This is a genomic window from Polaromonas sp. CF318 (assembly GCF_000282655.1).
Taxonomy (GTDB): Bacteria; Pseudomonadota; Gammaproteobacteria; order Burkholderiales; family Burkholderiaceae_C; genus Polaromonas.
Map to the genome: position 1 here is coordinate 152,254 of NZ_AKIV01000039.1, position 13,845 is coordinate 166,098.

The 13,845-nt window shown below is 66.7% G+C and carries 11 protein-coding genes; 1 reads left to right on the plus strand and 10 read right to left on the minus strand.

Features of this window, described 5'->3' with window-relative positions; genetic code table 11:
• Nucleotides 1-122: 122 nt before the first annotated feature.
• From ampD to PMI15_RS05520, 5 genes are all read right to left on the minus strand, one after another.
• Nucleotides 123-725 carry a 1,6-anhydro-N-acetylmuramyl-L-alanine amidase AmpD gene (gene ampD / locus PMI15_RS05500; protein ID WP_036837649.1) on the minus strand — a complete coding sequence of 201 codons (603 nt, stop codon included), beginning with the start codon at nucleotides 723-725 and terminating at the stop codon, nucleotides 123-125.
• The gene (locus tag PMI15_RS05505; protein WP_007864892.1) at nucleotides 712-2,169 is read right to left on the minus strand and encodes a sigma-54 dependent transcriptional regulator; all 1,458 of its coding nucleotides are present in this window, start codon (nucleotides 2,167-2,169) and stop codon (nucleotides 712-714) included. Before PMI15_RS05505 ends, ampD begins: the two co-directional genes overlap by 14 nt.
• Before the next feature lie 3 nt (nucleotides 2,170-2,172).
• On the minus strand, nucleotides 2,173-3,891 hold the full coding sequence (locus PMI15_RS05510; protein ID WP_007864895.1) for a PAS domain-containing sensor histidine kinase: 1,719 nt from the start codon (nucleotides 3,889-3,891) through the stop codon (nucleotides 2,173-2,175).
• 124 nt (nucleotides 3,892-4,015) lie between these two features.
• Nucleotides 4,016-4,264: a PP0621 family protein gene (locus tag PMI15_RS05515; RefSeq protein ID WP_007864897.1), complete on the minus strand. Its 249-nt coding sequence runs from the start codon at nucleotides 4,262-4,264 to the stop codon at nucleotides 4,016-4,018.
• Nucleotides 4,261-5,061: an inner membrane protein YpjD gene (locus PMI15_RS05520; RefSeq protein WP_007864900.1), complete on the minus strand. Its 801-nt coding sequence runs from the start codon at nucleotides 5,059-5,061 to the stop codon at nucleotides 4,261-4,263. The genes PMI15_RS05515 and PMI15_RS05520 overlap by 4 nt, the downstream gene beginning before the upstream one ends.
• Nucleotides 5,062-5,174: 113 nt before the next feature.
• Between PMI15_RS05520 and ffh the strand changes: the two genes are divergently transcribed.
• Entirely contained in the window at nucleotides 5,175-6,533 is a 1,359-nt protein-coding gene (ffh, locus tag PMI15_RS05525; RefSeq protein WP_007864903.1) for a signal recognition particle protein, read from the plus strand.
• 61 nt (nucleotides 6,534-6,594) lie between these two features.
• Here ffh and mdoH read toward each other — a convergent pair whose 3' ends face one another.
• The 5 genes from mdoH to PMI15_RS05550 form a co-directional block, all read right to left on the minus strand.
• Nucleotides 6,595-8,595, minus strand: a complete 2,001-nt coding sequence (gene mdoH, locus PMI15_RS05530; protein ID WP_007864906.1) for a glucans biosynthesis glucosyltransferase MdoH — start codon at nucleotides 8,593-8,595, stop codon at nucleotides 6,595-6,597.
• Entirely contained in the window at nucleotides 8,571-10,151 is a 1,581-nt protein-coding gene (locus PMI15_RS05535; protein ID WP_007864909.1) for a glucan biosynthesis protein G, read from the minus strand. Before PMI15_RS05535 ends, mdoH begins: the two co-directional genes overlap by 25 nt.
• 228 nt (nucleotides 10,152-10,379) lie before the next feature.
• Nucleotides 10,380-11,765 carry a sigma 54-interacting transcriptional regulator gene (locus tag PMI15_RS05540; protein WP_007864912.1) on the minus strand — a complete coding sequence of 462 codons (1,386 nt, stop codon included), beginning with the start codon at nucleotides 11,763-11,765 and terminating at the stop codon, nucleotides 10,380-10,382.
• Entirely contained in the window at nucleotides 11,762-12,439 is a 678-nt protein-coding gene (locus PMI15_RS05545; RefSeq protein WP_007864915.1) for a hypothetical protein, read from the minus strand. The genes PMI15_RS05540 and PMI15_RS05545 overlap by 4 nt, the downstream gene beginning before the upstream one ends.
• Entirely contained in the window at nucleotides 12,426-13,844 is a 1,419-nt protein-coding gene (locus PMI15_RS05550; RefSeq protein WP_007864919.1) for a sensor histidine kinase KdpD, read from the minus strand. The genes PMI15_RS05545 and PMI15_RS05550 overlap by 14 nt, the downstream gene beginning before the upstream one ends.
• Between the last annotated feature and the right edge of the window lies 1 nt (nucleotide 13,845).

Genomic DNA, 13,845 nt, shown 5'->3' on the forward strand with positions numbered 1-13,845 from the left:
TGCGGCGCGCCTTGTCGCGGGCTTGGTCCGCCAACACAAGCCCATGTTAGCGCGGTAAAAATACCGGGAAATTTTCGGCGGCAAAGCGCACCACACTGGTGTGGTTTTGTGCCGCGTACCGTTCAAACAGTTTCGGGAAAATACCTAGCCGGCAAGGCCAGCGAGTCCTGCAGCAAGGGCCAGTCGAAACCCGGGCCAGGGTCCTGCTTGCGGCCCGGCGCGATGTGTTCGTGCCCCGCGATGTGGGCGATGGGATAGGCCTGGAGCAGCGCGGCGCACAGCCCGGCCAGGGTCTCATATTGCGGAGCTTCGAAAACGCCGCCTTCCAGGCCTTCGAGCTCAATGCCGATGGAGTCGTCGTTGCAGTTGTCGCGTCCGCGGTACTTCGATTCCCCGGCATGCCAGGCGCGGTCGCCGCAGCCGACAAACTGCCACAGGGCGCCTGAGCGGGCAATGAAGAAATGCGACGACACCTGCAGGCCGCGTATGCCCCGGAAGTAAGCGTGGGCTTCCCAATCGAGCTGGTTGGTGAAGAGCCGCTGCACGTTGCCGTTGCCGAATTCACCGGGCGGCAGGCTGATGGAGTGAATCACCACGAGGTCGATTTGCGCGCCCTCGGGCCGCGGGCCGAAATTGGGCGATGCCAGCGCGCGCGCATAGCGGTACCAGCCGTCCCGCCACAGAGGGGGCGGGGCGCCGGCACCCCGGCCTTCAGGCGGGGTCATCGGCGGCGTCGAGTCCATCGGCAGGGTCTTCGTTGCCCGGCGTCACGATATTGAGGCGGGCAATGCGGTAGCGGATCTGGCGCAGGCTCAGGCCCAGCCTGGCGGCGGCCGCGGTGCGGTTGAAACCGTTTTCCAGCAGCACCTTCGTGAGGATGCTGCGCTCCTGCCTGTCCAGGTAATCCTGCAGGTTTTCCGGAATGGCGACTTGTTCTTCGGCCGGCGCGTCGAAATGCAGCTCGCTGCCGTCGCCAAGCGCCACCGCCCGGTGCAGGGTGTTTTCGAGTTCGCGGACGTTGCCGTTGAAGGGCAGGGCGCGAAGCTGGCCCAGCACGGAGTCGGTCAGATCGGGTACGGGAAAGCCCGACTCCTGGCAGATCCTGGCGAGCAGGGCTTTGCACAGGTCGGGCAGGTCTTCGCGGCGCTCGCGCAGGGCCGGCACGTGAATCTCGATCACATTGAGCCGGTAATACAGGTCCTGGCGGAAAGTCCCCGCCTGGACTTCGGCCACCAGGTCCTTGTGGGTGGCGCTGACGATGCGCACGTCCACCGGGTCCTCCTGGGCGGAGCCCAGCGGGCGCACGGTGCGCTCCTGGATGGCCCGCAAAAGCTTGGACTGCATGGCCAGCGGCAGGTCGCCGATTTCGTCGAGAAACAGGGTCCCGCCTTTGGCCGCCTGGAAGTAACCCTGCCGATCCTGCGCCGAGCCGGTGTAGGCACCCTTGCGCGCGCCGAAGAACTCCGCCTCCAGGAGGTTTTCCGGGATGGCGCTGCAGTTGACGGCCACAAACGGGCCCGCCGCGCGGTGGCTGCAGCCGTGCACGGCGCGCGCCACCAGTTCCTTGCCGGTGCCTGATTCACCCTGGATCAGCACAGGCGCCATGCTGCCGGCCACCTTGACGATGCGCGACTTGACGGCGCGCATGACGGCCGATTCACCGACCAGCTTCTGCAGGATCAGCGGGGTATCGGCGGCCATCGGCAGGGGCAGCGACAAAGGCGCGATGCCGGTGTCGGGCGTGCCGCGCTGGGCTTTTTCGGAGGCCGGCGCCGGATGCTTGGCGCCCTGCACGGCCGATGCCACCACACTGCGGAACTGTTTGAGATCGACCGGCTTGGTGAGGTAGTCAAAGGCGCCGGCCTTCAGGGCCTCGACCGCGTTTTCGGCGGAACCGTGCGCGGTGATGACCACGCAGCGCTCGCTGCGCTGCTGGCTCACCATGTCGCGCAGCAGCTCCAGGCCCAGGCCGTCCGGCAAGCGCATGTCGGTGATGACCGCGTCAAACCGGTTTTCGCTGAGCTGCTGACGGGCCTGCAGCAGATCGCCGGCGGCTTCCACCCGGTAACCCTCCCTGAGCAGGGTCAGCTCATAGAGGGTGCGCAGGTCCGGCTCGTCATCGATGACGAGGATGCGGGCTTGCTGGGGAACGGGGGCTTGCATGCTCATGTGTCAGAGGGGCATTGTGGCAAAAGAAGACGAGGGCGTGTTCGGGGATTGCGCGGAGGGCCTGAACATGACGAAAAATTCGTTGCCCTCGGTGCCTTCGCGCTGCACGCGCTGGTAGCCGATCATGGCGCCGTAGCGTTCGCACAGCTCGCGGCAGATATACAGGCCCAGCCCGCTGGAGCGGCTTTCCGAGGAGAAAAAAGGCTCGAACAGGTGGGTCTGCACGGTCTGTTCCAGCGGCTGGCCGTCGCTCCAGACGGACAGGCGCGCTTGCCCCGGCGCCACGTTCTGGGTCGCGACCTCGATCGCGCCGGCGGAATCGCTGGCGTAGCGCAAGGCGTTGTCCAGCAGGTTGATCATCAGGCGCCGCAAATGCTCGGGCTCAAAAACCACGACGGCGTTGTCCGAGGTCGCCGTAATGCGCGTGCGCGCAACGGCCGCGGTCTGCCCCGTCCAGTCGGAGGTGATTTTCTGGACGGTGTCATCGAGCGGCAGGGTGGTGGTTTGCGGTGAAGGCAACTGGGCCTGGGCCCGCGAAATATTCAGCACCTCGTCGACAATCCGGGCCAGACGCTGCGCGTTTTGCCTGACCATGGCGGTGAGTTGGCGGTGCCCCGCGTCCTGCAAGTCCTCCTCGAGCAGTGCATTGGCCTGCGAAATGGCTGCCAGCGGGTTGCGGATCTCATGGGCCACAGCGGCCGACATGCGGCCCATGGCCGCCATTTTTTCGGTCCGCACCCGCGCTTCCATTTCGCGCAGGTCTTCCAGGAACATCACGCACAGGCTCTCATGCGTGCCGTTCGGCGATGCGGCCAGCCGCGTGCGCACGTGCAGCCGCCGGGTGTTGCCGCCCGCATTGTCCAGGCTGACGTCCGCTTCCTGCGGCGATTGCGCAGCGAAGGTGCGGTGCGTCAGTTCGGCAAGAGGTTGCCAGGCGGCTTCCGTGGCCAGGATGAAGGGGGCGCTGCGCGCTGCATCGCCGGCCGCCAGCAGGCGCCGGGAAGCCGGATTGGCCGAGCGCACGATGCCGTTGACGTCGACCACCAGCACGCCGTCGGCCAGGGCTTCAATGACCAGTTCATTCACCTGGGTTTGCATGCGCGCGGCCGACTGGCTGCGTTTGGCCAGTTGCTCTTCCCTGGCCAGGCGCAGGGCCAGGTGGTTGGCGAGCAGCGCGACGAGGAAGAAGCCGGAGCTGCTCAAGCCCGCCTGCAGGAAACGCGCGTTGGCGTCGCCCACCCCTTGCAGCGAGTTCCACCAGGCATCGGCCAGCAGCAGCAGCGTCACGCTTGAGGCGGTTCCGAAGGCCAGCAGGATAGGGCCGAGGATAGAGGACAGCAGCACGGGCAGCGCGAACAGCGGGGTGTAATTGATGCCGCTGGACTGCAGGAAGTTCAGCGCCGAGAAGGCGATGACGTCCACGCCTATGGTCAGCACCCATTGGGCGTCGAAGGTGCTGCCGGGCGGCCGCGGCCGCGACCAGAGCCGCACGGCCAGGGTGGCGCACAGGTAGGCGATGCAGGTCGCGATGGACCAGTGGTTGGTGATGTTGCCCAGCACGTAGATAAAAGCCTGCAGGACGACCAGCACGGCGGCGATGGCGACGCGCGCCGTCATGAAAACATGCCACAGGCGGCCGAAGGAGCCCGGCCCGGACGTGACTTCCCAATTGCCCGAGCTTTTGTCGCCGCCGGTTTCAAACCAATGGGAGGGCGTGCTCATGTAGGGCCTGTGAACACTGTGTTTGCAAGATGCGTTGCGCTCCTCACCCAGACTCCCGTCTGGGATTCGCCGCGCGCTTTGATTGGCGCCGTTTTTACCCTATTCGCATTTGTAAACATAGTGTTCACAAGGCCTGTTCGGCTTGGCGCCGGTGCGCGTCGCTGCAGTAAACGCCTTTGTTGCCGATCAGCGCTTCAGTTTTCGGCAAATGCACGCCGCACACCTCGCAGGCGACGATTTCAGTGACGGCGGTTCCCTGTTTTTGCGGGGCAGGTTGGCGGGCGGGCGCGGCGTCACCTCGTTCCGTTTCCCGGTTGTGCCGCCAGATCCAGAACACCACCAGCACCAAGCCCATGACCAGCAAGTACTTCATGCCCGCCTCAAGATGACTTCAAGCACAAAGCGCGAACCGGCGTAGCCCAGCAGCAACAGGCCGGAGCCCAGGTACAGCACATGCACCGCCTTGCGGCCGCGCCAGCCGAGGCGCGCCCGGCCAATCAGCAGGCCGGCAAAGGTCAGCCAGGCCAGCACCGAGAACACGGTTTTGTGGTTCCACTTCCAGGCCAGGCCCGGCCCGTAAAGCGTTTCGGCGAACAACCAGCCCACGAACAGCGTGGCCGACAGCAGCACAAAGCCGGCCTCCACGAAGCGAAAGGTCAGGCGCTCCAGCGTGAGCAGGGGCACGCCGGCGTCGGTTTGCGCGGCCAGCCGGATGGAGCGCTCGGAGCGCGTCATGAGCCAGCCGTGCACCACCGCCGCGGCAAACAGTCCGTAGGACGCGATGCCCAGGGCCCAGTGCAGCGGCAGCCAGGGCGATGCGATGGCGTGGTAGGTGGTGCCGGGGAAAATGGCCGTCAGGATAACCGCCACGCTGCCCAGGCCCGCCAGCGCCCAGTGCGCCTGAAGCTGCGGAAACAGGCGGCTTTCAATTGCGTACACCGTGAGCACCAGCCAGACGGTCATGGACAGCGCGGGCGCGAAGCCGAAGCGGGGCGGCTCCCCCAGCAGGCCGTCGGCCAGCGCCAGCGCGTGCAGCAGCCAGGCGGCCAGCAGCAGGCCGCGCACGGTGCCGGCGCCCAGGCGCGGCGCGGCCAGCGCCAGGACGGCATAGGCGACAGCGGCGCCTGCCGCTGCCGCAAGACCCCACCAGTCGCTCAAAGCTAAAATCATGGCTAGAGTTTAGCCTTTACTGCTTTCCCGACGGCTTTCCCCGCCGGCCTCCTGGCAGCTTTTGGCCGCCTTCCCTTTCCCACCTAACCGCTCCACGCCCGTGGCGCCTTCCCATGGCCTCAGCCCTCACCGACAAGTTATCCCGCCTCGTCAAGGAAATGCGAGGCCAGGCCCGCATCACCGAATCCAATGTGCAGGACATGCTGCGCGAAGTGCGCATGGCCCTGCTGGAAGCCGACGTGGCCTTGCCGGTGGTGCGCGACTTCATCGCCAGGGTCAAGGAAAAGGCGCTGGGCCAGGAGGTGATGGGCTCGCTCTCGCCGGGCCAGGCGCTGGTCGGCATCGTCAACAAGGAGCTCGCCGCCACCATGGGCGAGGGTGTGAGCGACATCAACCTGGCGGCGCAGCCGCCGGCGGTCATCTTGATGGCCGGCCTGCAGGGTGCGGGTAAAACGACCACGACGGCCAAGCTGGCCAAGCACCTGATCGAAAAGCGCAAGAAAAAAGTCCTGACGGTGTCGGGCGACGTCTACCGGCCGGCGGCCATCGAGCAGCTCAAGACGGTCACCAAACAGGCCGGCGCCGAATGGTTTCCCAGCACGCCCGAACAGAAACCGGCCGACATCGCCCGCGCGGCCATCGACTACGCCCGCAAGCACTTCTTTGACGTGCTGCTGGTCGACACGGCTGGCCGGCTGGCCATTGACGAAGCCCTGATGGCCGAAATCAAGGAGCTGCACGCCATCCTGAACCCGGTCGAGACCCTGTTCGTCGTCGATGCCATGCAGGGCCAGGACGCGGTCAACACCGCCAAGGCCTTCAAGGAGGCGCTGCCGCTGACCGGCATCATCCTGACCAAGACCGACGGCGACTCGCGCGGCGGCGCGGCGCTCAGCGTGCGGCAGGTCACCGGCGCGCCCATCAAGTTTTCAGGCACCAGCGAAAAGATTGACGGCCTGGAGGTGTTCGACGCCGAGCGCCATGCGGGACGTATCCTGGGCATGGGCGACATCGTGGCGCTGGTCGAGCAGGTCGCCGCTGGCGTGGACGTGGCCGCGGCGCAAAAGCTGGCCGCCAAGATCAAGTCGGGCGACGGCTTTGACCTCAACGACTTTCTCGGCCAGCTGCAGCAGATGAAGAACATGGGCGGCCTGTCCAGCCTGCTGGACAAGCTGCCGGCGCAGATGACCGCCAAGGCCGGCCAGGTCGACATGGACAAGGCCGAGAGAGACATCAAGCGCAAGGAAGGCATCATCCAGAGCATGACGCCACTGGAGCGCCGCAAGCCCGAACTCATCAAGGCCACGCGCAAGCGCCGCATCGCCGCGGGATCAGGCGTGCACGTTCAGGAAGTCAACCGGCTGCTCAACGAATTCGAGCAGATGCAGGGCATGATGAAGAAGATGAAGGGCAGCGGCATGATGAAGATGATGAAGCGCATGGGCGGCATGAAAGGCATGCCCAAATTCTGAAAAGCCCAAGCCCATGAAAAAAGCCGCTTCAAGCGGCTTTTTTCATGGGCTGCTCAGGGCCTCAGGCCGCCTTCAGTCGCGGCTGGGCCAGCCGGCTCGCATGCAGCCAGGCGCGGCGCAGCACCGCGGGGGAGCGGGTCTCTTCCGGAATGAGCAGATAGTTCTGCGCGCGCAGGGCGGTGCCCACGCCGACCTTGCTGGTGATCACCGTCATCGGGATGGACAGCAGCAGCGGCAGGCCCACCGGGATCAGCCAGACCAGCGCGCGTGCGTCGATCACGGCAATGCCGACGGCCAGCAGCGCGATCACGCCCGACATGGGCGCCAGTTGCGCCAGCGCATGGCGCCACGGCACGGCGGCCGCTTCGCGCGGGGGCGATTTCCATTCGAGCTTCAGGCCCGTCAGCGCCACCACCACGAACAGCGAGTGCGCCAGCATGCGGATGGGGGCCTGCAGCAGGGCGATCAGGGTTTCCAGCAGCGCGCTGCGCAGCAGGCTTGCGGTGCCGCCGTAGGACTGCTGCTGGCGGTTGATCAGCACGGCGGCGATGCCCAGGATGCGCGGCAGGAACAGCATGCACAGCGTCCAGGCCCACAGCGACATCAGCTCGCCCGGCAGCAGGGTCCAGTCGGCGATCATGGGCGAGCCCGACAGCCACAGCGCGGTGCCCAGGGTCAGAAAGCACAGCCACAGCGGCGCCGAGAGATACGCCATGGCGCCGGTGCCGAACATGGAGCGGTGCACCGGGTGGATGCCGGGCTCGGCGATCAGGCGCGAGTTCTGCAGGTTGCCCTGGCACCAGCGGCGGTCGCGCTGCAGTTCGGCGAGCAGGTCGGGCGGCTGCTGTTCATAGCTGCCGACCAGGTCGCCCACCAGCCAGACGTGATAGCCGGCGCGGCGCATCAGCGCGGCCTCGACGAAATCGTGCGACATGATGCTGCCGGCCATGCCGCCCGTGCCCGGGATGTGGGCCAGCGCGCAGTGTTTCATGAAGGGTTCTATGCGGATGATGGCGTTGTGGCCCCAATAGTGCGACTCGCCCATCTGCCAGAACTGCATGCCCAGCGTGAACAGGCGCCCCGTCACGCGCGAAGCGAACTGCTGCGCGCGCGCATGCAGGGTTACGTGGCCTATGGCCTGGGTGGCGGTCTGGATGATGCCGGCCCTGGGGTTGGCTTCCATCAGCTTGACCATGGAGACCAGGCAGTCGCCGCTCATCACGCTGTCGGCGTCCAGCACCACCATGTAGCGGTAGTCCTTGCCCCAGCGGCGGCAGAAGTCGGCCACGTTGCCGGCCTTGCGGTCGGTGCGGCGTTTGCGCAGGCGGTAGTAGACCTCGATCTGCGGCTGGTCGGGGTGGCCGGCCAGCTGGGTGCGCAGGTCTTCCCAGGCGGCGCGCTCGGCCTGGATGATGGCCGGGTTGTTGCTGTCGGACAGTACGAAAACGTCGAAGCTCTGCACGTGGCCCGTCATGGCGACCGACTCGCAGGTGGCGCGCAAGCCGGCGAACACGGTGCGCACGTCTTCGTTGCAGATGGGCATGATGATGGCGGTGCGCGTGGAGGCGTCCAGCGGGTAGTGCTGGACTTTCCTGGCCGACAGCGCGTGCCTGTCGCCGAAGAGGGTGACGTAAAAACCCATCATCGCGGTCATGAAGCCGGTCACCACCCAGGCCGACAGCAGCGCGAACAGGCTGATCTGGCCATACTGCAGCCAGGCGTTGTCGTAATCGGGCTGCATGTCGGCGAAGATGCTGGTCGCCAGCACCGTGCTGACCAGCGTGAGCAGCAGGAACACCGCGCGGCGGCGCCTGGCCGCGCGCTGCCAGGGCTCGGGCCGGGCGGCGGGCAGCGGGCGCAAAGCCGCAGGGCCGTGGGCCTTGAACACCGACACCAAGGGCAGCAAAAGCGCGGTCGCCAGGCTGTTCCAGAAGCCGCGCCAGGGCCGCGGCACCATGGAGCCGCGGTTCAGCGGCGGTGCCGTGACCGAATTCGGATGACGTTCCTCGCGCAGCAGGCTGCGCGAGCCGGACGGTATCAGGGTGTGATCAGGTTGGTCCATGTTTCGCTTACGGTGTGGTTGTCGTGTTTGAGGAAGGCGCGCAGCTCAAGGGGCTGGGCCGGGTTCAGCCGCTGCACGCGCAGCGCCATGCGCCATGCGCCGGTGGCGGGGTTTTTGTAGGCAAGGCTTTCGAGCACACGGCCGTTGGCATTGGCGCTGGAAACCGCTTCGACCTTGGCGTCCTCGGGCAGGGCGTCCAGCGCGGGGCCTGCAAAGTCGATGACGAACTGGGCCTGGCCTGTGAGGTCGGTGCCCGGTTTTGAAAAGCCGAAGCCGCGGCGCGATTGCGCGGCCCAGCCGTTGGGCGGCAGCTGCTGGTTCTTGCCCTGCCAGCTGATTTGCCAGGCGATATCCAGCGACTGGCCGGGCACCGGCATTTTTTCGGGCACCCAGTAGGCCGCGACGTTGTCATGCGTCTCGTCGGGCGTGTTGAATTGCAGCAGCTCGACGCGGCCGGGACCCCAGTCGCCGACAGGCGTGACCCAGGCGCCGGGCCGCAGCTCATAGCGCGCTTCGGTGTCCTCGTAGCTGCTGAAGCTGCGGTCGCGCTGCATCAGGCCGAAACCCTTGAGCGATTTCATGGCGAAAGAGGTCGTCACCGTGGCCGACGGGTTTTGCAGCGGCCGCCACAGCCATTCACCGTCGCCGGTGGCCATCATCAGGCCGTCGGAGTCGTGCACTTCCGGGCGAAAGTCGCCGGGCCGAGGCTGGTTTTCACCGGAGAAAAACATGCTGGTCAATGGCGCGATGCCCAGGGTGGCGACCGGCGCGTTGTTGCCGCTGGTGGCGGCAGGGCGCATGAAAATGCGCGCCTGCACCTGGGTGGTGGTCTGCTCGCCGGGCGTGATGTCGAAGCGGTAGGCACCCGTCACGCGCTCCGAATCCATCAGCGCGTAGACCGTCAGCTGTTTGGCGTCGCCGGCGGGTTTTTCGAGCCAGAAATCGGTAAAGCGCGGAAACTCTTCCTTGCCGCCGCCCGCCGTGTCCACGGCCAGGCCGCGTGCCGAAAGCCCGTAGCGCTGGCCCGCGCCCAGGGCCCGGAAATACGTGGCGCCGGTGAACACCACCAACTCGTCCTTGTAGGTGGGCGAATTGAGGTTGCTGAAAAAACGCACGCCGCCATGGCCCAGGTCGCCCCAGGTCTCGGGTGACAATTTGTTTTTTCCGAAATTGAAGCTTGCCGGGTCGTAGGGCAGGGGCTTCACGCCCGCTGTCGTGATTTCGTGAATGCGCACCGAATCGCCGTGCCGGCCAACGTGGAAAAAGTTCGCTTCATAAGGCAGTTTGTCGGCGCGCCACAGCGTGCTGGCAGCGTTGAATCGGATGTCGCGATAGTTGTCGTAGGCCATCTTGGCCAGTTCAACGGGCACAACGTGGGAGGCTTCGCGCCACGGCGTTTGCGAGCGCTGGCGGGCCATGGCGGCCACATCGTCGAGGGTGAAAGCCTGGGCCTGCGCCGCCATGAACAGCAGCGCCGCCAGGCCGGCGCCGGCCGCAAAGCGGGTTGGGCGCCGGGCCGGGAAACCGCTTTGGAGAGACTGAAAAAGGGCTGGCATGCCATGACTAGGGCAAACCCTGTGCCAACCTGAAAAATCTGTTTTAAATCAACAGCTTAAATGTGATACCTCACTTAACAAGATGTAATCCGACTCAAAAGCGCCCGGAATCGCTGTTTTTGTCGCCAGTGAGCGACAACTTCCGGAGATGGTTCGGATAACTTGTTTTAAATCAAGGGCTTACGGGTGTCGCTGGCCAGCGACGGCTTGGAGCGGGCGGCGACAAGCTTAGCTTGCCGGGCCGGAATTCTCGGCCTTGAAGTGGCCCGGCGTGAGGCCGTGTTTTTGCATCAGCCGGTAAAACTCGGTGCGGTTGCGGTCGGCCAGCCGGGCCGCGTCCGCCACGTTGCCGTCCGTCAGCTTGAGCAGGCCCACCAGGTAGTCGCGCTCGAAACGCTGCCTCGCCTCGGCGAACGTGAGCACCTGCACGCTCGGTGAGCGCAGGGCCCGCTGGACCAGCGCCAGCGGCACCAGCGGTGTGGTCGACAGCGCACAGACCTGCTCCACCACGTTGTAGAGCTGCCGCACATTGCCCGGCCAGGCGGCCGTGGTCAGGGCCTTGAGGGCCTCGGGCGCGAAGCCGCTCAGGCGTTTGTCGTACTTGGCGGCCAGCTTCAGCAGGAAGTGGTTGGCCAGCAGGGGAATGTCCTCGCGGCGCTCCGACAGCGGCGGCAGGGTCAGCGTGACGACGTTGAGCCGGTAATAGAGATCGGCGCGGAACTGGCCCTCGGCCATGGCGGCGTCCAGGTCGCGGTGGGTGGCCGAGATGATGCGCACGTCCACCGGAATCGACTGGCTGGAGCCCAGCGGCCGCACCACGCGCTCCTGCAGCACGCGCAGCAGCTTGATCTGCAGGGCGGGTGGCATGTCACCGATTTCGTCGAGCAGCAGCGTGCCGCCGTCCGCCGCCTGGAACAGGCCCTTGTGGTTGGCCACCGCGTCGGTGAAGGCGCCCTTGACGTGGCCGAAAAGCTCGGACTCGAGCAGGGCCTCGGGGATGGCGCCGCAGTTCACCGCGACAAAGGGCTTGCTGGCGCGCGGGCCGGCTTGGTGGATGGCCTGGGCCAGCAGTTCCTTGCCGGTGCCGCTCTCGCCGCGCAGCAGCACGCTGGCGTCGGACTGCGCCACCATGCGCGCCTCGGCCAGGGCCTCGGCCATGCGGCTGGAGCGGCTGATGATCTGGCTCTGCCAGGCTTCGGGGCTGCCGCGTTTGGCCGCGCTGGCGGGCGCGCTCAAGGCCAGCGCCTGGGCGATCTTGTCGAGCAGGCCCTTGCCGTCAAACGGCTTGGTGAGGTAGGTAAACACGCCGCGCTCGGTGGCCTCCACCGCGTCAGGAATGGTGCCGTGCGCAGTCAGCAGGATCACCGGCAGCGAAGGATGCTGCCGGCGGATCTCGTCGAACAGCGCCAGGCCGTCCTTGCCGGGCAGGCGCACGTCGCTGAGCACCAGCTGCGGCCGTTCGATGTGAAGCTGGGTCAGTGCCGCTTCGGCCGAGGTGGCGGTCGTGACGCGGTAGCCCGCCGCGGTGAGCCGCATGGTGAGCAGGCGCAGCATGTCCGCATCGTCGTCCACGACGAGCAGGTGGGGCGAAATGGCGTTGCCGATGTCGTTCATGGCGCGGCGGGGCGTGGCCTGCTGGCGGCGGGCGCCGAGGTCGGCGCTGCGGGGGGGCGGCTGGTGAGGCTGCGTTCAATCGCCTTGAGCGCTTCCAGCCGTTCGTTGGTCTGGTCCAGCCGGCGCTGCACGTCGCGCAGTTGCTGGTTCTGCTTTTCCAGCTGTTCCTCAAGCCGGCGCTGGTCGCTGTAGCGCGACGCCAGCAAGCGGGCCAATGGGTGCAGCGCCTGGGCGTCGGCATTGCCGAGCACGCGCGCAAGCAGTTCCTGGGCGCGTATCAGCTCGGGCAGTTGGCGCAACTGGCTCAGCACCAGCGACAGCTGGAGCTGGGCTTCGGGACTGGCGGCGTCGCCGAGCCGGCCGGCTTCCTGGGTGAGTTCGGCCGGCGGCATGACGCGCACGCGTTCGGCGTAGGCCAGCATGCGCAGCGTCATGCCGCTGGCAAATACCACCGCTTCGGGAAGCGGCGCGGGTTGGCCGGCGCCGGCGCGCGTGGTCTCGGCGGCGGAGGCCGCGGCCCGGGCGGGCTGAACGGCCGCGGTGTCGGTGCCGCGCTCCGGGGCGCGGCCGCCGCTGCCGCACGCGGCGAGCAAGGCCGACGCCATCAGGGCCGGCAACCAGCCGTGCAGGCGTGAGGCAAGCGCAGAGGAGGAAAAGTCACTACTTGGAAACATGGGGAAGCTCTATTCTGAAGTGTGCACCAGGCTGGTCGGGCATCAGGGTGATGCTTCCGCCGTGTGCGGCTATGTATTCATGCACGATGGACAAGCCGATACCGCTGCCGCGGACCACGTCGGCCGGCTGGCGTTCACCGCGGTAAAAGGGCTCGAAAATCCGTTCCCGGTCGGCCATCGCCACGCCCACGCCCTGGTCGTGGACGTCGATGCGCACAAAGCCCCGCATGGGGCTCAGCTCCAGCCGGATCATGCCTTTGGCCGGAGAGTAGCGGATGGCGTTGGACAGCAGGTTGGCCAGCGCGGTGCCGATTTTCTCGCCGTCTATCTCCATCACCAGCGGCTCGCCCACGACGGTGACCGTCAGCTCGCGCGCACGCCACTGCAGGCGCTGCGCGTAGACCTGCTCCTCCATGAGCTGCAGCAGGTCCACGTTTTGCCGATGCAGCTGGCGCGCCTCGAAGGCCGCGGTGTTAAAGCGCAGCAGGTCCTCGATCTGGCTTTGCAGGACGCCGGTGTTGTGCTTCAGGATCTGCGCGATCTCGCGCTGGTCGTTGCTCAGCGCGCCGGCTACGCCGTCTTCCAGCAGCGATACGCCTTCGCGCAGCGAGGCCAGCGGTGTCTTGAGCTCGTGGGAAATGTGGCGCAGAAAGCGCGACTTGTCGGCGTCCAGCTCGACCAGCCGCAGGCGCAGCCAGTTCAGCCGCTGCCCGACCAGCGCCAGGTCGGCCGGCCCCTGGATGGCGATCACCTGGCCAAGCCGGTTTTCGCCCAGGCCCACGATGGCGTTTTCCAGGCGGCGCAGCGGCAGCGTGAACCACACACCGAAGGCCAGGGCCATGGCGACCGCCAGCACGATGGCCCAGGTCACCTGCTGCGTCAGGCGTTGCCGGCTGGCCTCCAGCTTGCCCTCCAGCGATTTGTTGCGCTGCTGGATGGCTTGCTGCACCTGCACCGCGATGGCGGCGTTGATGCCTTCCAGTTCGCGGAACTCCTGCGCCAGCTGGCGCTCGCGGTCCAGCGCGGTGTCGGACGGGCCGGTCAGCAAGCCGGCAATCGTCTGCAGGTGGGAGCGCCACTGCCGGGCCCTGACGGCGGGAATGTCCTCGCGCGCCAGTGTCGCCAGGATGTCGCCGGCTTCCTTCAGTTCTTCGGCGAAACGCTCCCTGAGCACCCGGTCGTCGAGCACCACCGACTGCCGCGAGGTGCGCTCCATGGAGACGCTGCGCTCGCTGAGCGACTGCGCCGCGCGGCTGAGGTCCAACGCCCGGGCGGCATTGTCGCGGCTTTGCAGCGAGAGCTCCTCCAGGGTGAACAGCGCCCGCAGCGAGGCGGCGCCCAGCAGCGCGGCAATCAGCAGGAAAGCGATCACCAGCAGTTGCCGGAACGAAAATCGCTGCAGCATG